Below are 23,003 nucleotides of genomic sequence, written 5' to 3'. Positions count from 1 at the left end.
GGGGGAATTCACATGACGATTCCATTAATTATTGGTGGAGTGTTACTCGCAATTTTAATTCTACTCATTTTAGTATTCATTACGAAGTATCGAACAGTTGGACCAGATGAAGCGTTAATTGTTACAGGGAACTGGCTTGGTGGCGGAAAAAATGTAGTTACCACTGATGATGGAAAGAAGATTAAGATTATTCGCGGTGGCGGTACATTCGTAGTTCCAATTATGCAACGAGCAGAGCCTTTAAGCCTATTAAACTATAAGTTAGAAGTGGGTACACGTGATACGTATACGAAGCAAGGTGTTCCAGTTACAGTAAATGGTGTTTCTATTATTAAAGTAGGTTCTACGATTGAAGAAGTATCTACAGCAGCTGAGCAATATTTAGGAAAAGAAACAGAAGAGTTAAAAGTAGAAGCAAAAGAAGTTTTAGAAGGTCATTTACGTGCGATTTTATCTTCTATGACAGTAGAAGATGCGTATAGTAATAGAGAGCAATTTGCTCAAAAAGTACATGAAGTAGCTTCTACTGATTTAAAGAAAATGGGTCTTCGCATCGTTTCCTTTACAATTAAAGAAATTATGGATAAGAATGGTTACTTAGATGCACTTGGTCAGCCGCAAATTGCGACAGTGAAGCGTGATGCAACAATTGCGAATGCAGAGCGTGAAAAAGAAGCTCGTATTGAAAAAGCTCGTGCTGAGAAAGAAGCAAAAGAAGCTGAATATCAACGTGATGCTCAAATCGCTGAAGCTGAAAAACATAAAGAATTAAAAGTACAATCTTATAAGAGAGAGCAAGAACAAGCTCGAGCAGACGCGGATCTTTCTTACGAATTACAACAAGCGAAAGCACAACAAGGTGTTACAGAAGAGCAAATGCGCGTTAAAATCATTGAGCGTGAGAAACAAATTGAATTAGAAGAAAAAGAGATTGCGCGTCGTGAGAAGCAATACGATGCAGAAGTTAAGAAAAAAGCAGATGCAGATCGCTATGCTGTTGAGCAATCAGCGGAAGCAGAAAAAGTGAAACAAATTAAAAAGGCAGATGCGGATCAATATAAGATTGAAGCTGAAGCGAGAGCTCGTGCAGAAGAAGTACGTGTAGAAGGTTTAGCGAAGGCGGAAATTGAAAAAGCGCAAGGTCAAGCAAAAGCAGAAGTACAAAAAGCACAAGGTACAGCGGAAGCGGATGTTATTAGATTAAAAGGTTTAGCAGAGGCAGAAGCGAAACAAAAAATTGCAGAGGCATTCGAGTTATATGGCCAAGCGGCAATTATGGATATGGTTCTTAAAATGCTTCCAAGTTATGCGAAAGAAATTGCAAGCCCACTTAGCAATATTGATAAAATTACAGTTGTCGATACAGGTGGCGGTGGTAAAAATAGCGGCGCCGGAAAAGTTGCAGGTTATGCGACTGATTTAATGGCAACGATGCAAGAAACGTTAAAAGCTTCTTCTGGAATTGACTTAAAAGAGCTATTAGAAGGATTTGCAGGAAAAGGAGCGGTACAACAATTATCAAGTGATAAACCTGTTGTATCTGCAGTAGAAGATGAGAAAAAAGAAGTAGAAAAAGATAAAGAATAGTAAGGTGGAAAGAACCTCTAGTAAGTGAAATACTAGAGGTTCTTCTGTGAATTATAATATTTCGAATAATATACATTTTTATACATTGTTTTAATTATTTAATTTATATAGAATGAAAAATATATGTATCAATTCTTTATGATGTAGAAAAAGATAGAGAGTCTCATCGATACATTTAAATCGTATTACTTTTATAGAAAGATTAAATGTTAATTAATTACATTTAAAACGGTATGGAGGGGTAGAAGTATGTTTCAAGGGAAATTAAGGAGTAGTAGTTTAAAAACAAAGTTACTTGTATCATTTATTATTATTTTAATTCTTCCAAGTATTGTAATTGGTTGGACGTCTTATCAACAGGCGAAGACGAATTTTAATGAAACGATTTTAAACTCGGCGAAAGATAATATAAAAATTTTGGATAATGTAATTAATAAAGAATTGGATAGTAAAAAAGTAGATGCAACTTATTTTACGAAATTATTCACACAATCAAGTTACCAAGCAGATCAAATTCAAAACATACAAAATAAACTAGAAGAATACAATAAACTGCATCCAGAAATGGAAGCAATCTATACAGGATCTAGTAATGGACAGTTCATTCAATCACCAGCTACTCAGATGCCAGATGGATATAATCCTACAGAAAGAGATTGGTATAAAGAGGCCGTGAAGAAAAGTGGAGAGGTAATTGTAACTGCTCCATATAAGTCCAAAACGACAGGGAATATTGTTATTACACTAGCAAAACAAAACGAGGATAAAAGTGGAGTTCTTGGGATTGACTTAATCATTAATAATATTGTTACTACTTCCAAGATGGTTAATATCGGTAAGGAAGGATATGTAGCGATATTTGATCAAGATAAAAATGTAGTAGCGCACCCGAAAATGAAGCCAGGAGAGAAATTAGAAGAGAAACTTAGTAAAGAATTGTATAAACAGGAAGCTGGAGATTTTTATTATTCATTAGATGGTGAAGATCGCAATATCACTTTTAAAACGAATAAGAAAACTGGATGGAAAATAGCAGGAATTATGCCTTCAAAAGAAATTATCGAAGCAGCTAACCCTATTTTCTATAAAACAATAACTGTTATTGGTATTTCATTAGTAATTGGTGGGATTTTAATTTACTTCATAATTGCTTCTATTATTAGTCCGTTAAAACAACTTGTTATATCATCGAAAAAGATTAGTGAAGGCGATTTAACAGAGTCAATTACAGTTCATTCTAAAGATGAAATTGGGCAGCTAGGAGAAAGTTTTAACGAGATGGCTGCATCGTTACAAAGTGTCATTTCCAATATAAACACTTCAGCAAGTCATGTAGCGGCATCTTCCGAAGAATTAACAGCTAGTATGAAGCAGACAAGCGAAGCAACGGAACAAATTACACAGGCGATAGAGCAAGTATCAAGTGGTGCAGAAATACAAACGAAAGAAGTTGAAGAAGGAGCAACATTGTTAGAAGAAGTTACAGAAGGAATTCAGCGTGTTGCAGATAGTTCTTCATTAGTATCTACAGCCTCTATGTATACGAAGAAAAAAGCTGAAAATGGTGGGAAGTTAGTTGAACAAACTGTGAATCAAATGCAATTAATTCATGAGTCTGTTTCGCAGTCAGACAAAATCATTGGTTTGTTAGACGATAAGTCGAAACAAATTGGAGCAATCCTTGAAGTGATTCAACATATTGCTGAACAGACAAATTTATTAGCGTTAAATGCGGCAATTGAGGCTGCGAGAGCTGGAGAGCAAGGAAGAGGATTTGCAATTGTAGCAGATGAAGTGCGAAAGCTAGCAGAACAATCAGGACAGTCTTCTACGGAAATTGGGAAACTAGTGAAAGAGATTCAATTTGATATAAAAGAAACAGTAAGCTCTATGAATCAAGTTGGAGTAGAAGTACAATCAGGACTTGTAGTTGCAAATGAAACGAAGCAAAGCTTTGCCGAAATATTGAAGTCTACAAATGATACAGTTGTACAAATTGATAGCATGGTAGATGTAGCAAAACAAATGACGGTAGATGCAAAACAAGTAAGTGCATCTATTAATGAAATTGCAGCTACGATTGAAGAAAATGCAGCAAGTGTTCAAAATATTGCTGGTTCCTCTGAGGAACAATTAGCTTCAGTAGATGAAATAAATGCAGCAGCAGTTCATTTATCACAAATGGCAGAAGAATTACAAGAGATGATTGGTAAGTTTAAAGTGTAATAACGAATGTTAAGAAACGAGGTAGTAATTTTACTTCGTTTCTTTTTTTATGAAGAGAAAAAGAAAGAAATATAGAGTAACCGTGTTATGATTAAGTATAATTAAAGAGACTGTATATTCTTTAAATTCCATCTTTAATCATGTTAGGGGAATGGTTTTGAAATTTAAAAAATTAAAACTCCAACCGAGAATTACATTAACTATAAGTACACTTATTTTAGTTGTACTTATGCTAACGAGTTATTTATTTTATTACATATTATCTGAAACGGTAGAAGAGCAAATTGGGAAACGAGCTTTGCATGTTGCGAAAACAGTTGCTGCTATACCTGAAATAAAGGAAGCTTTTCAAAAAGAAAACCCAGCTTCTATCATTCAGCCGATTGCAGAAAGAATTCGAATGGATACAGAGGCTGACTTCATTGTAGTTGGAAATAAAGAGGGGATTCGATATGCACATCCTGAGCGAGATAAAATAGGAGAAGCGATGATTGGTGGAGATAACAAAGGTGTTTTATTAGAAGGAAAATCATATGTTTCGAAAGCAACTGGATCATTAGGCCCTTCATTACGTGGAAAAGTTCCAATCCGTAATCAGGAAAATGAAATCATTGGTGTGGTGTCTGTTGGATTTTCAATGGACGATATTCATGGAGCGGTAGACGTGTATGGAAAGCGTGTATTTTGGATTACAATAATAGGGCTATTAATTGGAGTAATTGGCTCTATATATTTAGCGGCAAGTATAAAAAGAATGATGTTCGGGATGGAACCAGAAGAAATTTCATCTTTATATGAAGAGCATAGTACAGTGATTCAATCTGTACGTGAAGGGATTATTGTAATCGATAAAAATGGCATGATTAGTTTAGTCAATCAAGCAGCTTATGATATTCTTTCGCTAGATAAACAAAAAAATATTATTGGGGAATTTATTTTAAATGTAATTCCTAATTCAACGATACTAGATGTACTTCAAACTGGTGAAGAACAGTTTGATCGCCAATTAAATATAAAAGGACAGGCTGTTATTGCGAACCGTCTACCTATTAAAGTAAAGAATAAAGTAACTGGCGTTGTATCGAGCTTACGTTTGAAATCTGAAATGGATCAGTTAACAGCAGAATTATCTCAGACGAAGCAATATACAGAGGCATTACGAGCGCAAGCGCACGAATATAACAATTTATTGTATACGCTTTCAGGTCTTATCCAATTAGAATCATACGAAGATGCTTTAGAGCTTATTCATAAGGAAACAGCGGTATATCAAGATTTTGTTCAATTTATTATGAAGCGGATTCAAAATCCATGGCTAGGTGGAATTTTAATTGGATTTTATAATAGAGCACGAGAGTTGAAGATTGATTTTATGCTAGATAGAGAAAGTGGTTTAGACAAATTAAGTCCACATATTGAGAGTAATTATGTCGTTTCTATTTTAGGAAATTTAATTACGAATGCATTTGAAGCAATTGAAAAAAATGAAGAGAATGATAAGACAGTAAGGATGTTTGTAACTGATATTGGAGAAGAAATAGTAATTGAAGTGGAAGATTCAGGGCAAGGGATTCATGATGAAATAATTACTAGCATATTCTATAAAGGCTTTTCGACGAAAGAAGGAGGAGAGCGAGGATATGGATTAGCAAAAGTGAAAGAGTTAGTAGAAGATTTAAATGGAAGTATTGCAATTGAAAAAGGGGATTTAGGTGGTGCGTTATTTATTATTGCACTACCGAAAGAGAGAGGCGAATAGTAATGGGTGAGGAGATTGAAGTATTAATTGTAGAAGATGATATTCGGATTGCTGACATTCATCGTCGTTTTACTGAAAAAATTGAGGGATTTAAAGTAATTGGAACGGCAACGACTGGAGAACAAGCGAAAGAATGGCTAGAGCTTGTGAAGCCACAGCTTGTGTTATTAGATGTGTACTTACCTGATATGCAAGGAACGGAACTTGTCACATATATTAGGCATCATTTGCACGATACAGATATTATTATGATTACAGCGGCATCGGAAACAGATGTAGTGAGGCACGCCCTGCGGGGCGGAGTAACAGATTATATTGTAAAGCCACTAATGTTTGATCGATTTAAGGCGAGTTTGGAAAGTTATCAAAAAAAGATTGTGCAGCTGAAGAAAAATAATCAATTATCTACGGAACAAATAGAACATTTATGGTCTCAAAGAGGCGTAAAGGGAAATGAAATGGAATATGCCCCGAAAGGGATAGACCCCTTAACTTTAGCAAAAATAAAAAAACATATGTTAACAGTTAATGAAGAAGGGATTACAGCAGAGGTACTAAGTTCAATGGTAGGCGTAAGTCGATCAACTGCAAGGCGCTATTTAGAGTATTTGATATCTGGGAAGAAAGTCCACGCAGAGCTAATATATGGGAGTGTGGGGAGACCGGAGAGACGGTATTTTCTTGTTTCTTCATAATAAAAAACAGTAGAGGATTTATTTCTTCTACTGTTTTTTGCGTCTTATATTGGAATAATCCCAATTACAATGCCAGTAATCAACATCACCATTGTCGTTCCAACTGCCCACAATAAAGTAAAACGTTGATGTTCACCAAAATCAACTTTTGCCATCCCAACTAATAAATAAGTGGATGCAACAAGAGGACTTAATAAGTGAACGGGTTGCCCAAGTAAGGAAGCACGTCCCATTTCAGCTGCACTAATTCCGTAAGTAGCAGCAGCCTTAGTTAAAATAGGTAATACCCCAAAGTAAAATGCATCATTGGACATGAAAAATGTGAATGGCATACTAAGAAGAGCTGTAATAATTGGCAATTGTGGTCCAAGTGCATCTGGTATAAGAGTTACTACACTGTTAGCCATTGCATCTACCATTTTTGTTCCAGATAAAATACCAGTGAAAATACCGGCAGCAAATACGAGAGAAACAACTGCTAATACATTCCCTGCATGAGAAGCAATACGTTCTTTCTGTTGCTCTAAGTTTGGATAGTTAATCATAACAGCAATAGCAAAAGCGACTGTAAATAAAACAGGTAACGGCATAACTTCTAGTATGAGACAGACAAGTAATGTAGCGGTTAATAAAAAGTTAATCCATAGAAGTTTAGGACGTTTATGCACTGCGGCTTCGACAGTTGCAGCTTGCTCATCCATTGTTTGCATTTGTTTTAAATACTGTACATCCATAATTCCTAAACGTTTTCTTTCTTTTTTTCCAAGATAGTAAGCAACGAAAACAACCCAAATTGCACCAGCAATCATTCCTGGAATAAGAGGTGTAAATAATTCGGAAGCCTCAAGTCCAAGTGCGCTCATAACACGAGCTGTGGGTCCACCCCAAGGTGTAAGATTTGTTACCCCCGCCCCTAACATAACAACTCCAGCTAATATGAGGGGGTTCATTCCAAGGCGCTTATATAGTGGATACATTGCGGAAACTGTAATCATGTATGTTGTTGTACCGTCACCATCTAGAGAAACGATAATAGTCAATATAGCCGTTCCGATAACGATTTTTAAAGGATCTCCTTTTACAAATTTTAAAATCTTACTAATGACAGGATCGAATAAACCGCTATCAATCATAATTCCAAAATATAAAATAGCGAACATAAGCATAATACCAGTAGGTGCTAATTTTTGAATTCCCTCTAACATCATAGGCCCCATATTGGCATAGAATCCGCCAATTAATGCAAAAACACTCGGAATTAATATTAATGCTACTAGCGCTGACATACGTTTCGTCATAATTAAAAACATAAAGACAAATACCATCGCAAATCCAAGTAGTGCTAACATGTGATTTCCCCCTCAAAAGAATGATTGCGCTTTCAAAATAGAATAAAAATTCAGAAAAAATGTTTTTTATTTATAATAAAAGCATCTATTCAAATGGTAAATAATTTGAAAAATAACATCATTAGAAGCATAATTTTTATTTTGTTCATTTTGTTCACGGTAGTTAATTTGAATTTTTAAAAAGTAAGCTGCTCCTCGTAAGAATGGTAGAATAAGATGAAAATAGTGAAGTGTGAAATAGGGAGTAGATGTTATATGAAAACGAGAATTGAAGAGATTTATAGCTCTTATGAAGGAAAAGTAGAGGAGATTTTTATTAATGAATCTTCTTACGTATATGAATGGGAAAAATTATTGATGATTCGAAAAAATGACGGTGAGCTTAAAAAAATCGCAGTCGGTATTAGTGGAAATATAAGATTGGTAAATGTAGAAGTTGGACAGGAAATTAGTGCGGATACATTATTAGTTAAGTTAGAAGATGATTTGTTAATTACAGGTTGCGAGTGATGAGAGATGTGTAGAAATAACTACACATCTTTGTTTGTTTCCTATATTACAAAAAGCACATTGTTTTTTCACAAATCTCACACAACCTTTTGGTATTCTTTTCGTGGAGTATACGGTTTCTAGGGAGGAATATTGATGAAAGTAAAATATGTCGTACTTGCTATATGTTTATGTTTCGTATTTACGGTAGTCGGGTGTGGGAAAAAGGAAACAGCAGCTGTTGCCATTGATGAGAAACATGATAAATGTGATATTTGCCAAATTGGGGTAACAGATAATCAATTTGCAACAGAAATTATTTTAGAAAATGGAAAAGCGTTAAAGTTTGATGATATCGGTTGTATGTATAAATGGATGGAGATCAACTCAGGTGAAAAGACGAAAGAGAAATTTGTTCGAGATTATGATTCGAAAGATTGGATTTCGTTAGAAGAGGCTACTTACGTATATGATAAAACAATAACGACACCGATGGCTTATAATGTCATTTCATTTAAAAATAAAAAAGATGCAGAGAGCTTTGTATCTAACTATAAGGGTAAAGTTCTTTCGTATAAAGAGCTAGCAGAGCATAAATGGGAAATGAATAAAGAGATGATGGGGAAACCGAAAGCAGGAAATCATGGTGGACATCATTAATAATAGAAAAAGACAACTATATAGTTGTCTTTTTCTATTATTACTCAGGTGCAAATATAGAAAAGGTGTAAAATTTTTAGAAGAACGGTTACAATGGAATATAGTAACCTAAAGCAATCATTTATCCCGCATTAACGGGCAGTAAGATCCCCACCTCAAAATTTAGTGAAAGCAAAGAAGTTAGGTGGAGTCGGGCTGCCCGTAAAAGCCCGATTGGTGTGGGCTAATAATTAGTGGTGGATGAACAAAACCCCCACCAATTAAAGTTTCACTTTATGTACTTTTTAGAAATGTATACAAATGCGGTAAAAACGTGCTAAACTAATTGCTTCATAATGTTAATGATGGGGCCATCAGGCGTATCATTTCAATAGGTTGAGAAACATAGTATAAGCTTAAGATAATCCGATTAAAGAAGGAATCTAAAGGGCTTATGGATAAATGTACTCAAGAAGAGTTATTGTATGTGATGGAGGAATGGTTAAGAAAACATTATCTTTCATAGGAGCTGTAGTTGTGAGAAAACAAAAAATTTTATTATGTATTTTATTAGGACTTTTAATGACGGTAGTGGCTTGCGATAAGCAAGAAGAACCAGAATCGAAACCGGTTCATGTGAAAAATGAAAAGAAAAAAGAGAAGCATAAAGAACAGGAAGAATCTAAAGAAGAGAAAAGTATAAATTTAATGGACAAACAGTTGTTACTTTCAGCTACCCTTGGAGACACAGAGACAGCTATGAAGTTGATTCAGGATGGAGCGAATATAAACGTAGAAGGTGACAACGGAGAAACGCCTGTCCTTGCAGCGACGTACCAAAATCATGTAGAGACAGTTAAAGCATTAATTGGTGCAGGTGCTAATATTGAAATTAAAGATGAGAAAAAAAGTAATCCACTTCTTTATGCAAGTAGAGAAGGATATACGGATATTGTAAAAGTATTAATTAATGCAGGAGTTAATACGAAAGAAACGACTAGGTCAGGTGGGACAGCACTTATTTCTGCATCTGAGCGTGGCCATGTAGAGGTTGTTAAAGAATTATTAGAGCATACAGATATTGATGTGAATTATAAAAATGAACGTGGTGGAACAGCGCTATTAGAAGCAATTGTATTAGGAAATGGTAGTGAAAACCATAAGAAAGTAATTCAATTGCTTATTGATCACGGTGCAGATGTAAATATGGCTAACAAGGAACAGCTGACGCCACTGCAATACGCTGAAAAAAGAGGTTTTAAAGATATTGTAAATATGTTGAGGGTAGCTGGAGCGAATGAAGTAGTACAGCCACAACAGCCAGTAGAGTAAAAAACGAAAAATAATCCCATTTAGATAGACAGAATGAAGAAATCAGTTAGTATGATGGATTCAGTAATGTGTATTTGAATGGGATTTTTATTTTGAACATGAAAAATAGATTATGAATGGATGGTAAATGGAGTAAATAAGGAGGCAACCTTATTTGGCAATTGTAAAAAATGAAAAGGTAGTTTCTGTTTGTTGCAGTGCCAGAAGTACGCCCGTAGCTGCTGAGGCAAGTGTGGAAACTTTAGCGGAGTTTCAAGGGAACGGATATGGTACTGATGGTGTTACAGCCTGGGCGATATCAATACAAGAAGAAAAAAGCATTCCACTTTATAGTACTTCTTGGAATAATTATGCTTCACAAGCCGTTGCGAGAAAACTAAAACTAATTAACTATGGAATGAATTTGCATATCACTTAAATTTTAAAGATAGTTGTTTGCCGTTGGGATTTATTTGTATATCTAGATTAATATTAAGAAAATATGGTGAATATTAACATTCGATTAACACCTAATTAACAATCTATCAAAACTGACTTAATAAATGCGTAATATAGTAAAGGTAACAAAATAAATAGGGTAGAGAACATTTGAGAACACCCACTTACATATAATGTGCCACTTTCTTAGGTGTGCTCTATTCCCTAGAGTTCAAATAAGGAGAAAGGCGTTCTATGTAAGTAGGTGTTTTTAGTTTGGATAAAAATAGAACAGTTAGGTGGAAAAAATGTTTAAAGAACCTTATATTGCGATGATAAAGGATTGGAAAGGATACAAAGCATACAAAAAATTGCCGAAAACAGTTTTTCTTATGACTGGTTCAATGCTGGAATTACCAGAGCGTGTATATGAATTGCAGAAACATGGACATGATGTATTTCTTCATTGTGATTTTATACAAGGCTTAAATACGAATACAGAGGAAGCGCTTTTGTATATTCAAGATGTTATCGGGGCACAAGGTATTATTTCAACAAAGGGTTCAACAATTCGAAATGCTAATAAAATTGGATTGAAAACAATTCAACGTATTTTTATTGTAGATACTTTATCTCTTACTAAATCAATTGAAAATTGTAAAACGACTAAACCAAATGCAGTAGAGATTATGCCGGGGATTATGCCTTCTATTATTAAACAGCTAGTAGAGGAAATAGAGTTTCCTATTATTGCAGGAGGGTTGATTCAAACGCGAGAAGATGCGGAAATTGCAATTCGTGCAGGAGCAAGTGCAATTTCAACAAGTCATTATGAAGTATGGATACAAGAAGAAAAAAGGAGTGCAACCTTGTGATTGAATTGAAAAATGTTTCAAAGGTATATAAAAATGCAGAAGAGACAGCGGTTAAAGGCGTATCGGTTCATATTAAGAAGGGTGAATTTTTTGTTTTAGTTGGACCTTCGGGATGCGGGAAAAGCACATTATTACGAATGATCGCTGGCTTAGAAGAGATTTCTTCAGGAGATTTAATTATTAATGAACGTGTTGCAAATGATCTAGAGCCGAAAGACCGTAATCTATCAATGGTATTTCAAAATTATGCATTATATCCACACTTATCTGTAGAAGAAAATATTTTATTTGGACTTAAGGTAAGAAAAGTACAAAAAGAAGAGCGACAAAAGCGATTAATGGAAGCTATTGAAATGGTAGGACTGAAAGAGTATGTGAAAATGAAACCAGGCCAATTATCAGGCGGACAAAGACAGCGTGTTGCACTTGCCAGGGCAATTGTGAGTCAAGCACCAATCTGTTTAATGGATGAACCACTTTCGAATTTGGATGCGAAATTACGTGCGCAAATGAGAATTGAAATTAGAGAAATTCAGCAGCGATTAGGAATTACGATGATTTACGTTACCCACGATCAAATAGAAGCGATGACTATGGGAGATCGTATCATGGTTTTAAATAAAGGAAGTATACAGCAAGTTGGAACACCACTTGACATATATAACGAACCTGCAAACGAATTTGTTGCAAGCTTTATAGGTTCTCCTTCTATGAATATAAATGATGGGGAAGTAAATAAAGAAAAAGGTGTATTACATATAGGGCAATTGCAAATTCCATTATCTATTAGACAGTTAAAGCAATTACCAGAAGGAACAATTCGCATAGGCATGCGCCCTGAGCATATTGCACTGTCTGAGGAGGGACAAGAAGTGACGTTGCAATCTGTAGAAGTATTAGGGAATGAATCTATATTGAACTTTGCGGTAAATGGAACAACTTGGAGTGCGAAAGTCATCGGACAGTTACTCTTGAACAAAGGTGACAAAGTAAAATTATTATTCTCGCAAGAAAAGTTATGCTTCTTTAATGAAAACACGAATGAACGCTTAAAAGTGGTAGCTGAAGAAGAGTTGAAAGTGGTGGCGAAATAATGATTGGAGTAAGTAAGTTACCAGTTCAAACAAAGGTGTCAAAAAAGAAAAAATTATGGGGGAGAACGAAAGATTTAAGAATAGGATTATTGTTTTTGGCGCCATCTATTTTGTTATTTTCGATTTTTTTGTTCTATCCATTGTTTAGGACGATTTACTATAGCTTTTATTTAACCGATATACATGGGGAAGCTAATCTTTTCGTTGGCTTAGAAAATTATCAATACTTATTCTCTGATCCAGCCTTCTACAAAAGTATAAAATCAACTTTATTATTTGTTTTATATACAGTGCCTACGAGTATTATATTTGCTTTGTTTCTTGCATTGATTGCAAATGGAAAAGTAAGAGGTATTGGGTTATTCCGAGTTCTGTTTTCTTCGACGATGGGAATATCAGTAGCCGCTAGTGCAGTGATTTGGCTATTTTTATTTCATCCAAGTGTAGGATTATTTAATAATATATTAGCCTCTATGAACCTTCCTGCAATCGCATGGTTAACGAGTCCGGACTGGGCACTATTCTCTGTATCAGTTACAACAGTTTGGGTGAATACAGGTTTTGCATTTTTAGTTATATTAGGTGGTTTACAAAATATCGATACGTCGTTATATGAGAGTGCATCTATAGATGGTGCTAGTTATTTATATAAACTTCGCCGTGTTACATTACCGATGCTATCACCAACTTTATTCTTTATTGTAACAGTAACATTAATTAGTGCGTTCCAAAGCTTTGGGCAAATTGATATTTTAACGCACGGTGGACCAAATGATGCAACGAATTTGATTGTGTACTCGATTTACAAAGAGGCGTTTGTGAATCATCAATTTGGAACAGCAAGTGCACAAGCAATGGTATTATTTGTTTTCATTTTCATTGCTACATTACTTCAATTTAAGTTTGCTGAGAGAAAGGTGCATTATAAATGATTGTTAAACAGTGGAAACAAAATTTCCTATTATACATGCTGCTCATTATTAGTGCAGTAATGGTATTTTTTCCTGTACTGTATGCATTTTTAATAAGCTTTATGACACCAGACGATATTCAAATGAGAAGGTTATTTCCGACTCAATTTACTTTTGATAATTTTATTAATATTTTTCAAAAGGTACCGCTTTTTACATACTTATATAACAGTTTAATTGTATCGACAGTCGTTATGATTGGACAACTTATCGTATCAAGTTTAGCAGCTTATGCTTTTGTTTTTCTTCAGTTTAAAGGGAGAAACTTAATTTTCTTCCTGTTTATTTCAACGATGCTGATTCCGTGGGAAGCAACGATGGTGCCTAACTTTTTAACGATTCAAAACTTTGGTTGGATCAATAGTTTTGCTGGGATGACAGTGCCGTTTTTTGCAACAGCTTTCGGTATTTTCTTGTTACGTCAACATTTTATGACACTTCCGAATGAACTGAAAGAAGCTGCGTTTATTGAAGGGATTGGAAATATAAGATTTTTATTCAGCGTTGTAATTCCGTATTGTAAAACGAGTTTTATTACGCTTGGAGTATATAGCTTTTTAACAACATGGAATATGTATTTATGGCCACTTTTAGTGACCACTGATGAAAAAGTAAGAACAGTGCAAATCGGTGTGAAGCAGCTTCAGTCTCAAGAAGTTGCAACTGATTGGGGAAGCGTAATGGCCGGTGTTACGGTTATCGTTATTCCAACATTGATTTTACTATTTTTAGGGCAAAAGCAATTACAACAAGGATTAACAAAAGGTGCAATTAAATAACTAAGAGAAGGTGAGATTTAAATGAGTCTAGTTAAAAAAGGTGCTGCGCTATTAATGGTAGCAACAATGGCATTATCTAGTGCCGCTTGTTCAAATAGTAAAACAGAAGGAAAACCTGAAGCACAGGCAAAAGTAGCACCAGTTGAAAAAAATGGTGATAAAACTGTAATTCGCTTCTGGCATGCGATGGGTGGAAAAACACAAGGAGTACTAGATGGTCTTGTTGCAGACTATAATAAGTCGCAAAATAAATATGAGATAAAGGCAGAGTTCCAAGGAACATATGAAGAGTCTTTAACGAAATTTAGAACGATGTCTGCAACGAAAGAAGCGCCAGCTCTTGTTCAATCGAGTGAAATTACAACGAAATATATGATTGATAGTAAAAAAATCACACCAATTGATAGCTGGATAAAAAAAGATAAGTACGATACGTCAAAATTAGAAAAAGCAATTACAAATTATTATTCAGTTGATGGAAAAATGTATTCTATGCCATTTAATTCATCTACACCAGTATTAATTTATAATAAAGATGCTTTCGCAAAGGCGGGCTTAGATCCAGAGAAAGCTCCGAAAACATATGCGGAATTACAAGAAGCAGCGAAAAAGTTAACGATTAAAGAAGGCGGAAATGTAAAACAATATGGATTCTCCATGCTTAACTATGGTTGGTTCTTTGAAGAATTGTTAGCGACACAAGGTGCTTTATATGTAGATAACGAAAACGGCCGTAAGGATGCTGCAAAGAAGGCGGTATTTAACGGTAAAGAAGGACAGAAAGTATTTGGAATGTTAGATGATTTAAATAAAGCTGGCGCACTTGGAAAGTATGGAGCAAGTTGGGATGATATTCGTGCCGCGTTCCAGTCTGGACAAGTTGCTATGTATTTAGATTCTTCAGCAGGTGTTCGTGATTTAATTGATGCATCTAAGTTTAATGTAGGTGTTTCATATATTCCGTATCCAGAGGATTCGAAACAAAATGGTGTTGTTATTGGTGGAGCATCATTATGGATGACGAATATGGTTTCAGAAGAAACGCAACAAGGTGCTTGGGACTTTATGAAATATTTAACGAAGCCAGACGTACAAGCAAAATGGCATACTGCAACAGGCTATTTCTCAATTAATCCAGATGCATATAATGAGCCATTAGTAAAAGAGCAATATGAAAAATACCCACAGTTGAAAGTAACAGTAGATCAACTGCAAGCAACGAAGCAATCTCCAGCAACACAAGGTGCTTTAATTAGTGTATTTCCAGAATCAAGAGATGCAGTTGTAAAAGCATTAGAAGCGATGTATGACGGGAAGAATAGTAAAGAAGCGTTAGATGAAGCTGCCAAAGCAACAGATAGAGCAATTAGCATTTCAGCTCGTACGAGTCAAAAATAAGAGAAAGCCGTATCCTTAAAAGGGATACGGCTTTCTTTATAGGGAGATAAGGGATCAAAGAAATGATGAAGTCTTATCTCTTTTATATGAGTAAAGGGTCTAGAGTGAATGTTGTCCTTTTCATTATTTATTTAACTCCATTGCCACTTGTTTACCATTTACGAAAACCTCTACTACCGCTACTACAACTTCCATTACTTTTTTCATCGCTCATCTCTCCTTATTTTTTGTTTCATTTCTTACTCTCAGTATAAGGAAATACAGTAATTACAACTATCGAATTGGATGACAAGAGACTTACATTGTTGTAAGGATAATAGTTTAGTTTGTAATAAAGTGAAACTGTAATCAGTGGGGGGCTTACTGCCCGTTAATGCGGGATAAATTTGATTTAAGATTAAGATTCGGAAGTTTCTGTTGTTTTGAACTATAATTAGAAAGAGGGGGGATAATATGAAAAGAATTCTTGTTATTAGTGATATTCATGGAGAGATAGAAAAGTTCGAACAGTTATTGGAAGAAGCACAATATGATGCGAAACAGGATCAATTAATCTTACTGGGAGATTATGTAGATCGTGGTCCAAATGCGCGTGCTGTAATTGAAAAGGTAAGAGAATTGAAAGAAGAGGGAGCACTCATTTTAAAGGGAAATCATGAAGATATGATGATTAAGGCGTTAACGACAAATGAGGAACGTTCATGGAACCATTGGGTAAAAAGAAATGGTGGAGATAAGACATTATATAGCTATGGATTTGTAGAAGAGGATATTGCGGTTAATGACAAAGACTTCCAAAAACCGATTTTACACTCTCGTGTATTAGAGGAACATATAAAGTTTATTCAAGAATTAGATCATTACATTGAAACAGAAGAGTATATATTTGTACATGCTGGGGTTGAACCGATGAAACGAGTTTCTGAATCTGAACCATATACGTTAATGTGGATCCGTAATGAATTTCATAATGGATATAGCGGTGAAAAGGTTGTTGTATTTGGGCATACGGAAACAAAAACGCTTCATGGTAGTGAGGATTGCGGAGTGTATTTTGGTAGTAATCGTATTATTGGAATTGATGGCGGGGCTGTGTACGGTGGTCAGCTAAATTGTTTGGAATTGCCGAGTAAAAAGGTATATGTAATAAAAAATTGAAAGAGATAAGAGGAATCTTATTTCTTTCAATTTTTTATTAAGCTAAATTTAAGACAAAGTTTTTATAATAAAACTTCAAAATTTTAGAAGGAAATAGTTAAAAATGAAACGTAATGTAACTACATTCTTTTGTTATGAAGAGAAGAAATGTAATAATAAATAGAATTGAACTATTTGATGGAAGGTGAGAGCATGCGCTTACTTGTAGTAGAAGATAATGCCTCGTTATTAGAGTCTATCGTACAAATTTTGCGTGATGAATTTGAAGTAGATACGGCAATAAATGGAGAAGATGGATTGTTTTTAGCTCTTCAAAATATATATGATGCAATTTTACTGGATGTGATGATGCCAGGGATGGACGGATTTGAAGTAATTCAAAAAATACGTGATGAAAAGATTGAAACACCAGTCCTGTTTTTGACAGCGAGAGATTCTTTAGAAGATCGGGTGAAGGGATTGGATTTTGGTGGAGATGACTATATCGTTAAGCCATTCCAGGCCCCTGAATTAAAAGCGAGAATTCGCGCTTTACTACGCAGAAGTGGTAGTTTAACAACGCAGCAAACGATTCGTTATAAAGGGATTGAATTGTTCGGAAAAGATAAAGACGTTCAAGTAGATGGACAAAGTATTAAGTTGACATTGAAACAATATGAGCTGCTAGAGTATCTCATTCAAAATAGCGGGAAGATTTTAATGCGTGAACAAATTTTTGATCGTGTTTGGGGATTTGATTCAGATACGACAGTAGCCATTGTGGAAGTGTATGTGCATCATTTGCGTAAAAAATTAGAACCATTCGGTTATCAGAAAGATATTCAAACCGTTCGAGGTATTGGATATATATTAAAAGAACAATGAAAAAGGGAAGTATGTTTCAAAAGACACGCATTCGTTTGACTATAGTGAATTCATTAGTATTTATCCTATTAATAGGTATATTAGGTAGTATTATTTATTCATACACATATAAGCGTATTTATAATGAAGTGGATCAATCTATAAAAATGATGGCTCAGTATAGAGAAAAATTAGATGTTAAAATACCACCAAGAAAACGTATGGAGAATATCCAAATTGGAGATCCGCGAGTAACTAGAATAACTTGGAATGGGAAAATAGTGAAAATAGAGGGCGATAACCGTAAATTCCGTTCTATTTTTGAAGAGAATTTGGAAAAGTTTTCTCCGGAAAAAATAGGGGAGTTACAAGATATCAAAGTACAAGGACGATATTTTAGAGCATTTTCGCTTCAAAAAGATGGAGAAATAGTTCAAATCGTGCGAGATATAACAGCGGAAGAAGGAATGTTAAATACTTTATTTTTAATCCTCGTTATAGGTTGTAGCATAGGAAGCCTCTGTGCGATAGGTATCGGCTTTTTCCTAGCTGGCAGAGCACTCGTACCCATTCAAAATTCATGGGAGAAACAGCAGCAATTCGTTTCTGATGCATCACATGAACTCAGGACACCACTTGCAGTTATTCAATCAAAAACGGATGTTTTATTTCAGTCACCATCCGCTACGATAGAAGAAAAAGCGATGGATATTTCTACAATTTCAAAAGAATGTAGGCGGTTATCGAAACTCGTTAGTAATTTATTATTGCTAGCACGTTCTGATTCTAATCAAATTGAGATGGATAAGAAAATATTTGAACTTGATAAATTGTTAGAAGAAATAGTAGCTCCATATAAGGAGATTGCTTCTTATCAAGAAAAAGAAATGATGCTAAAAGTAGAACGTGGTGTATTTTTTATGGGGGATAGAGAGCGGATTCATCAAATGATGGTCATACTGTTGGATAATGCGATGAAGTATACAAATGAAGGTGGGCATATTCAAATTGATTGCACGCAAACGAGTAGTTCAATTCGTATACAGGTGAAAGATGACGGGATAGGAGTGAAAGAAGAAGATATTCCAAAATTATTTGATCGTTTTTATCAAGGGGATAAAGCAAGAAGTACGTCAGAAGGAGCTGGATTAGGTCTTTCAATCGCAAATTGGATTGTAGAAAAGCATTACGGAAAAATATCAGTAGAGAGCAAATGGGGAGATGGCACTTGTTTTGAAGTGATTTTCCCTAAAAACCAAAAAATATAAGTAAAAAGACGACCTTGTTTTTACACAAGGTCGTCTTTTTTTAAGGTAAAGTTAAGAAACTATTTATATTATGTATGGCATAAAGAAAGTTCGTTACATGAAGAAGAGACTAGGTGTATGTGAGTGGGGTTTATCAATCATAATGTTATCTCAAGCAGCGATGAGATGTATGTATAGTATTAAAAAAACTAGGGGAATGATGGGAAAGAAAGTATAAGAGGGAGGAATTAATTTTGAAAAAGAAAATGATGACGGTATTCACTATTGGAGTAATGAGCTTAAGTATATTAGGGGGTGCCTCTCCTTCTGAAACACAAAAAGGAAAGACTGATTACACGCAGCGCAGTAAAGAACAATTAAATAATGGTAAGATACATGCAGTGCATACAGAAGAAAAAGCAGAGAAACTAGGTATTGAAACGGAAGGAAAAGAACAAATTACACTAGAAAAAGAAATTCATGAAACAGAAGTAGGAAGGGAAGCAGAGCAGTTAGGCATATCGATTGAAGGAAAAGATGTTGGGACGTTGTCAGAAGAAATCTATGAAACAAAAGTGAAGCAAGAAGCGTTAAAACTAGGCATATCTATAGAAAATACATCAATTGTAAATTTAATTAATCAAATTAATATGATTAAAATTAATGATGAAGCAGATAAATTAGGTATTTCGACAAATGGAAAAGAAATAGAGGACATTGCAGAAGAAATCTATGGAAAGAAAGTAAGAGAAGAAGCAGGGAAGTTAGACATTTCTCAAAAGGGAAAAGAAATTGAAGAATTAGCACAAGAGGTGTACGAACAAAAAGTGCAGGAAGAAGCAAAAAAATATCATATTGATTTGTATGGGAAAGATATATATCAAGTATTAAGAGAAATTAATGAACAAAAGGTGCTACAATTGGCAGATGAGCTTAATATGGACAAAGCGAACATGAATATTCAAGAGCTAACAGAAAAAATAAAAAAAGATCAACCTGAGAGAGAAAAAGAACTAAATTTTGTACCAGTGATTCGAACGGATGCTGACGCATTTTATTCTTATTTAACGAACTAAAAAGGGCGTGAGAGTGATACGGAGGTTTAAGTGGTATATATGTATAGCATTACTAGCTATAGCGGTATGGAGTGTATATACAAATGGAGTTACAAAGTATGTGGAGAAGTTGACATTCTTCAATATACAAAACGGAAAAGAACCGGAATTTAGTAATAATGATGAAAAGGTCATTTTATCAAGTGTACCATTAATTCAGCAACTACCAGAGCTAGATCGAGGCTGTGAAGTGACAAGCTTAGCGATGATGTTACAATACGCTGGTGTTTCAGTGGATAAGATGACATTAGCAAATGAAATAAAAAAAGTTGATTTTATAGATGATGGTGTGCGCGGGAATCCAAATGAAGGATTTGTAGGTAATATTTATACATTTTCTGAATCAGGATACGGTGTATATCATGGGCCACTTTTTCAGTTAGCGGAAAAATATTTACCTAATAAAGCTGTAGACTTAACAGGGAAGAATATAGAAGAAATTTATAAGAGTGTAAAAGCAGAACAACCGGTAGTCATGATCACAAATGCAACATTTGCGCCATTAGATGAAGATGAATTTACTACATGGGAAACAAATAGTGGAGATGTTTCTATTACGTATAATGAACATTGTGTAGTGCTTATTGGATATGATAAGGAATTTGTATATATTCGAGATCCTCTTAATGAAAGTTTAGATGTAAAAGTACCGAGAGAAAGTTTTGAAAAGGCATGGATGCAAATGGGGAGTCAGGCGATTAGTTATGTGAAAAGCCCTAAATGAATGAGTAAGGAAAGAGATGTAAGGAATTGTAAGAGGAGTTTTTGTGGGGGCTTTTTGTTACGAAATAAGAGAACTTGAACTTATTATATAAGCTGAAGTTCTCTTATTTTTTATGCTTAAATCTTTAGAAGTAGTAAATATGTAAAAATGCATAATTGACAAAAAAATTACATGTTATCATTATATATTGTTTTATATATGTTACTTGTATAAAATTACACAAGTATTCACATTACATAAAGGAGGCTTATTATGCAAAAAATATTTAACTGGGTTAAATGTATGAGTATCAAGAAAAAATTAATCATTTCATTTTTTCTAATTTTAACTATACCAGGACTTATTATCGGTGGTGTTTCATATCAAACTGCCAAAACAAATTTTGAACAACAAATCACAGGTAAAGCAAAGGAAAACATTTCGATTTTAAATACTGTTATTTCTCAAAATATAGAAGAGAAATTTGTTGATGCAGCATACTTTGCAGACATCTTAACAGAGGATACATATCCAAACGGACAAGAAGAAATAGTAAGAACAAAGTTAGCGCAATATATAAAACTTCATCCAGAAGTAGAAGGTATTTATATTGGAACGCAGACAGGAAAGTTTATAAGAGAACCATTTATCAAAATGGATGATGGGTATAATCCAACAGATAGATCTTGGTATAAAGAAGCACATGAAAATAAAGGGAAAGTAATTGTTACTGCACCATATCAATCAGCATCTACAAAAAATATGGTAGTAACAATTGCAAAAGAAGTAAAAGATGGTAAAGGTGTTATAGGAATTAACTTAAATTTAGATAACATCTTGAAAATTTCCAAAATGATTAACATTGGTGAAAAAGGTTATGCAGTTATTTTAGATCAAAATAAGCAAATTGTTAGTCATCCATCTAGAAAACCAGGTGCAAAAGTTACTGATCCCTGGATTAAACCGATTTATGAAGAAAAACAAGGAAATGTCTCTTATACAGAACAAGATGATAAAAAGAATTTAATCTTTGCAACAAATGAGAAAACGGGCTGGAAAGTAGTTGGAGTTATGTTTGATGAAGAAATTACCCAAGCTGCGAATCCAGTATTTTATAAGACTTTTATTGTTATTGCTATTGCTATTGCATTTGGTAGTATATTAATTTATTTCATTACAAAGTCTATTACAGGGCCATTACGAAAAATAGCTGAATCGGCATATAAAATTAGTAAGGGAGATTTAACAGAGAAAATTACAATCCATTCCAAGGATGACATAGGGAAATTAGGGAATTCATTTAATGAAATGTCTACGTCTTTACAAGATGTTATTACCCAAATTAGCTTTTCAGCAGAACATGTTGCAGCATCGGCTGAAGAGTTAACAGCGAGCGTACAGCAAGCAAATGATGCGACAGATCAAATTACAATTGCGATGGAACAAGTATCAGGTGGGGCTGAGTCACAAAGTCAAGGTGTTGAAGAAGGTGCTGCTACATTACAACAAGTAAATACAGCAATTCAAGATGTAACCGGAAGCGCAGAGTCAATTTCTATTTCCTCATTACATGCCCGTGAAAGAGCTGAAGAGGGAGAAGATTTAGTTGAACAAACCGCAAAACAAATGCAGTCTATTTCTAGGTCGGTATCCGAGTCAGATGCTATTATTAAACTTCTTGATGAGAAATCAAAGCAAGTAGGAGCTATTTCTGAAGCAATTCAAAACATTGCAACTCAAACAAACTTATTAGCTTTAAATGCGGCTATTGAAGCAGCAAGAGCAGGTGAACAGGGACGAGGATTTGCTATTGTAGCAGATGAGGTTAGAAAATTAGCAGAGCAATCAGGAGAGTCATCTGGAGAGATTGCAAATTTAATTGCAGAAATTAAGGCGGATATTGAACATACTGTTAAGGCGATGGATAATGTGAATGGAGAAGTTCAACAAGGCCTTGATGTTGTAACAAAAACGAAAGTAAGTTTTACGGAAATTTTAAGTTCTACTACACATATTGTTTCTCAAGTTAATCAAATGGTAGAAACAACGAAGAGAATTGCTGGAGATGCAAATGAAGTGACAAATGCTATTGATGAAATTGCAGCTGCTGCAGAAGAAAATACAGCTAGTATGCAAAGTGTTGCAGCTTCAACAGAAGAACAGGTTAATTCCATGGAGGAAATTAGTTCAGCTTCGCAAAACTTAGCTGAGATGGCAGAAGAACTACAAGCGATGACTAGTAAATTTAAAGTATAATAACAGCAGATAAGTAAGGTGAAAATAATATCACCTTACTTATTTTTCTATTCAGCAATTAGGGGAGTCAT

The 23,003-nt window shown here is 34.6% G+C and carries 19 protein-coding genes and 3 pseudogenes; 21 read left to right on the top strand and 1 reads right to left on the bottom strand.

Going from position 1 to position 23,003, the window contains the following annotated elements:
* Nucleotides 1-12: 12 nt before the first annotated feature.
* The 5 genes and pseudogenes from ACTFR8_RS26480 to ACTFR8_RS26460 all read left to right on the top strand — a co-directional run bounded on the left by ACTFR8_RS26480 (nt 13) and on the right by ACTFR8_RS26460 (nt 6,267).
* A complete protein-coding gene (locus ACTFR8_RS26480; protein ID WP_000155005.1) occupies nt 13-1,587 on the top strand; it encodes a flotillin family protein in 1,575 nt (524 codons plus the stop codon).
* Between the two features lie 249 nt (nt 1,588-1,836).
* Nucleotides 1,837-2,871 (top strand): annotated as a pseudogene (locus ACTFR8_RS26475) (HAMP domain-containing protein); the annotation flags it as partial.
* Nucleotides 2,866-3,813, top strand: a complete 948-nt coding sequence (locus ACTFR8_RS26470) for a methyl-accepting chemotaxis protein (RefSeq protein ID WP_372474689.1) — start codon at nt 2,866-2,868, stop codon at nt 3,811-3,813. The pseudogene ACTFR8_RS26475 and the gene ACTFR8_RS26470, both read left to right, overlap by 6 nt.
* A gap of 151 nt (nt 3,814-3,964) precedes the next feature.
* Nucleotides 3,965-5,572 carry an ATP-binding protein gene (locus tag ACTFR8_RS26465; RefSeq protein WP_080008911.1) on the top strand — a complete coding sequence of 536 codons (1,608 nt, stop codon included), beginning with the start codon at nt 3,965-3,967 and terminating at the stop codon, nt 5,570-5,572.
* 2 nt (nt 5,573-5,574) lie between these two features.
* Nucleotides 5,575-6,267, top strand: a complete 693-nt coding sequence (locus tag ACTFR8_RS26460; RefSeq protein WP_000503463.1) for a response regulator — start codon at nt 5,575-5,577, stop codon at nt 6,265-6,267.
* Between the two features lie 44 nt (nt 6,268-6,311).
* On the opposite strand, the gene ACTFR8_RS26455 is transcribed toward ACTFR8_RS26460, so the two are convergent.
* Complete coding sequence (locus ACTFR8_RS26455) at nt 6,312-7,616, bottom strand: CitMHS family transporter (protein ID WP_000880467.1); 1,305 nt, start codon at nt 7,614-7,616, stop codon at nt 6,312-6,314.
* Between the two features lie 255 nt (nt 7,617-7,871).
* Between ACTFR8_RS26455 and ACTFR8_RS26450 the strand changes: the two genes are divergently transcribed.
* From ACTFR8_RS26450 to ACTFR8_RS26375, 16 genes and pseudogenes are all read left to right on the top strand, one after another.
* Complete coding sequence (locus ACTFR8_RS26450) at nt 7,872-8,126, top strand: hypothetical protein (protein ID WP_000857376.1); 255 nt, start codon at nt 7,872-7,874, stop codon at nt 8,124-8,126.
* A gap of 135 nt (nt 8,127-8,261) precedes the next feature.
* Nucleotides 8,262-8,765, top strand: coding sequence for a nitrous oxide reductase accessory protein NosL (locus ACTFR8_RS26445; protein WP_000865667.1), 504 nt, complete (start codon nt 8,262-8,264; stop codon nt 8,763-8,765).
* A gap of 441 nt (nt 8,766-9,206) precedes the next feature.
* Nucleotides 9,207-10,076, top strand: coding sequence for an ankyrin repeat domain-containing protein (locus ACTFR8_RS26440; RefSeq protein ID WP_000287337.1), 870 nt, complete (start codon nt 9,207-9,209; stop codon nt 10,074-10,076).
* 142 nt (nt 10,077-10,218) lie between these two features.
* A pseudogene (locus ACTFR8_RS26435) lies at nt 10,219-10,494 on the top strand (GNAT family N-acetyltransferase); the annotation flags it as partial.
* Between the two features lie 307 nt (nt 10,495-10,801).
* Complete coding sequence (locus ACTFR8_RS26430) at nt 10,802-11,368, top strand: glycerol-3-phosphate responsive antiterminator (protein ID WP_000472003.1); 567 nt, start codon at nt 10,802-10,804, stop codon at nt 11,366-11,368.
* Entirely contained in the window at nt 11,365-12,462 is a 1,098-nt protein-coding gene (locus tag ACTFR8_RS26425; RefSeq protein ID WP_000571387.1) for an ABC transporter ATP-binding protein, read from the top strand. Before ACTFR8_RS26430 ends, ACTFR8_RS26425 begins: the two co-directional genes overlap by 4 nt.
* Nucleotides 12,462-13,394, top strand: a complete 933-nt coding sequence (locus ACTFR8_RS26420; RefSeq protein WP_000580652.1) for a carbohydrate ABC transporter permease — start codon at nt 12,462-12,464, stop codon at nt 13,392-13,394. The genes ACTFR8_RS26425 and ACTFR8_RS26420 overlap by 1 nt, the downstream gene beginning before the upstream one ends.
* Complete coding sequence (locus ACTFR8_RS26415; protein WP_000635946.1) at nt 13,391-14,212, top strand: carbohydrate ABC transporter permease; 822 nt, start codon at nt 13,391-13,393, stop codon at nt 14,210-14,212. The genes ACTFR8_RS26420 and ACTFR8_RS26415 overlap by 4 nt, the downstream gene beginning before the upstream one ends.
* A gap of 21 nt (nt 14,213-14,233) precedes the next feature.
* Complete coding sequence (locus ACTFR8_RS26410; protein WP_000060602.1) at nt 14,234-15,610, top strand: ABC transporter substrate-binding protein; 1,377 nt, start codon at nt 14,234-14,236, stop codon at nt 15,608-15,610.
* 453 nt (nt 15,611-16,063) lie between these two features.
* A complete protein-coding gene (locus ACTFR8_RS26405) occupies nt 16,064-16,768 on the top strand; it encodes a metallophosphoesterase family protein (RefSeq protein WP_000821967.1) in 705 nt (234 codons plus the stop codon).
* Nucleotides 16,769-16,960: 192 nt separating this feature from the next.
* Entirely contained in the window at nt 16,961-17,632 is a 672-nt protein-coding gene (locus ACTFR8_RS26400) for a response regulator transcription factor (protein WP_001238623.1), read from the top strand.
* Nucleotides 17,629-18,879, top strand: a complete 1,251-nt coding sequence (locus ACTFR8_RS26395; RefSeq protein WP_283259425.1) for a sensor histidine kinase — start codon at nt 17,629-17,631, stop codon at nt 18,877-18,879. Before ACTFR8_RS26400 ends, ACTFR8_RS26395 begins: the two co-directional genes overlap by 4 nt.
* A gap of 233 nt (nt 18,880-19,112) precedes the next feature.
* Entirely contained in the window at nt 19,113-19,934 is an 822-nt protein-coding gene (locus tag ACTFR8_RS26390; RefSeq protein ID WP_000728589.1) for a hypothetical protein, read from the top strand.
* A 13-nt stretch (nt 19,935-19,947) separates the two neighbouring features.
* On the top strand, nt 19,948-20,697 hold the full coding sequence (locus tag ACTFR8_RS26385) for a C39 family peptidase (RefSeq protein WP_002098846.1): 750 nt from the start codon (nt 19,948-19,950) through the stop codon (nt 20,695-20,697).
* Between the two features lie 252 nt (nt 20,698-20,949).
* Nucleotides 20,950-21,993, top strand: a pseudogene (locus ACTFR8_RS26380) (HAMP domain-containing protein); the annotation flags it as partial.
* Nucleotides 21,985-22,932: a methyl-accepting chemotaxis protein gene (locus tag ACTFR8_RS26375; RefSeq protein ID WP_433846465.1), complete on the top strand. Its 948-nt coding sequence runs from the start codon at nt 21,985-21,987 to the stop codon at nt 22,930-22,932. The pseudogene ACTFR8_RS26380 and the gene ACTFR8_RS26375, both read left to right, overlap by 9 nt.
* Nucleotides 22,933-23,003 lie beyond the last annotated feature (71 nt).

Source organism: Bacillus cereus group sp. MYBK15-3 (genome assembly GCF_051916765.1).
GTDB lineage: Bacteria > Bacillota > Bacilli > Bacillales > Bacillaceae_G > Bacillus_A > Bacillus_A cereus.
Note: the sequence above shows the minus strand (reverse complement) of the source record. Positions and strands in the feature narration are given on the sequence as shown.

Coding starts and splice junctions, on each gene's coding strand:
- ACTFR8_RS26480 (WP_000155005.1), top strand. CDS start 13: ATGACGATTCCATTAATTATTGGTGGAGTGTTACTCGCAATTTTAATT.
- ACTFR8_RS26470 (WP_372474689.1), top strand. CDS start 2,866: ATGGCTGCATCGTTACAAAGTGTCATTTCCAATATAAACACTTCAGCA.
- ACTFR8_RS26465 (WP_080008911.1), top strand. CDS start 3,965: ATGGTTTTGAAATTTAAAAAATTAAAACTCCAACCGAGAATTACATTA.
- ACTFR8_RS26460 (WP_000503463.1), top strand. CDS start 5,575: ATGGGTGAGGAGATTGAAGTATTAATTGTAGAAGATGATATTCGGATT.
- ACTFR8_RS26455 (WP_000880467.1), bottom strand. CDS start 7,616: ATGTTAGCACTACTTGGATTTGCGATGGTATTTGTCTTTATGTTTTTA.
- ACTFR8_RS26450 (WP_000857376.1), top strand. CDS start 7,872: ATGAAAACGAGAATTGAAGAGATTTATAGCTCTTATGAAGGAAAAGTA.
- ACTFR8_RS26445 (WP_000865667.1), top strand. CDS start 8,262: ATGAAAGTAAAATATGTCGTACTTGCTATATGTTTATGTTTCGTATTT.
- ACTFR8_RS26440 (WP_000287337.1), top strand. CDS start 9,207: ATGTACTCAAGAAGAGTTATTGTATGTGATGGAGGAATGGTTAAGAAA.
- ACTFR8_RS26430 (WP_000472003.1), top strand. CDS start 10,802: ATGTTTAAAGAACCTTATATTGCGATGATAAAGGATTGGAAAGGATAC.
- ACTFR8_RS26420 (WP_000580652.1), top strand. CDS start 12,462: ATGATTGGAGTAAGTAAGTTACCAGTTCAAACAAAGGTGTCAAAAAAG.
- ACTFR8_RS26415 (WP_000635946.1), top strand. CDS start 13,391: ATGATTGTTAAACAGTGGAAACAAAATTTCCTATTATACATGCTGCTC.
- ACTFR8_RS26410 (WP_000060602.1), top strand. CDS start 14,234: ATGAGTCTAGTTAAAAAAGGTGCTGCGCTATTAATGGTAGCAACAATG.
- ACTFR8_RS26405 (WP_000821967.1), top strand. CDS start 16,064: ATGAAAAGAATTCTTGTTATTAGTGATATTCATGGAGAGATAGAAAAG.
- ACTFR8_RS26400 (WP_001238623.1), top strand. CDS start 16,961: ATGCGCTTACTTGTAGTAGAAGATAATGCCTCGTTATTAGAGTCTATC.
- ACTFR8_RS26395 (WP_283259425.1), top strand. CDS start 17,629: ATGAAAAAGGGAAGTATGTTTCAAAAGACACGCATTCGTTTGACTATA.
- ACTFR8_RS26375 (WP_433846465.1), top strand. CDS start 21,985: ATGTCTACGTCTTTACAAGATGTTATTACCCAAATTAGCTTTTCAGCA.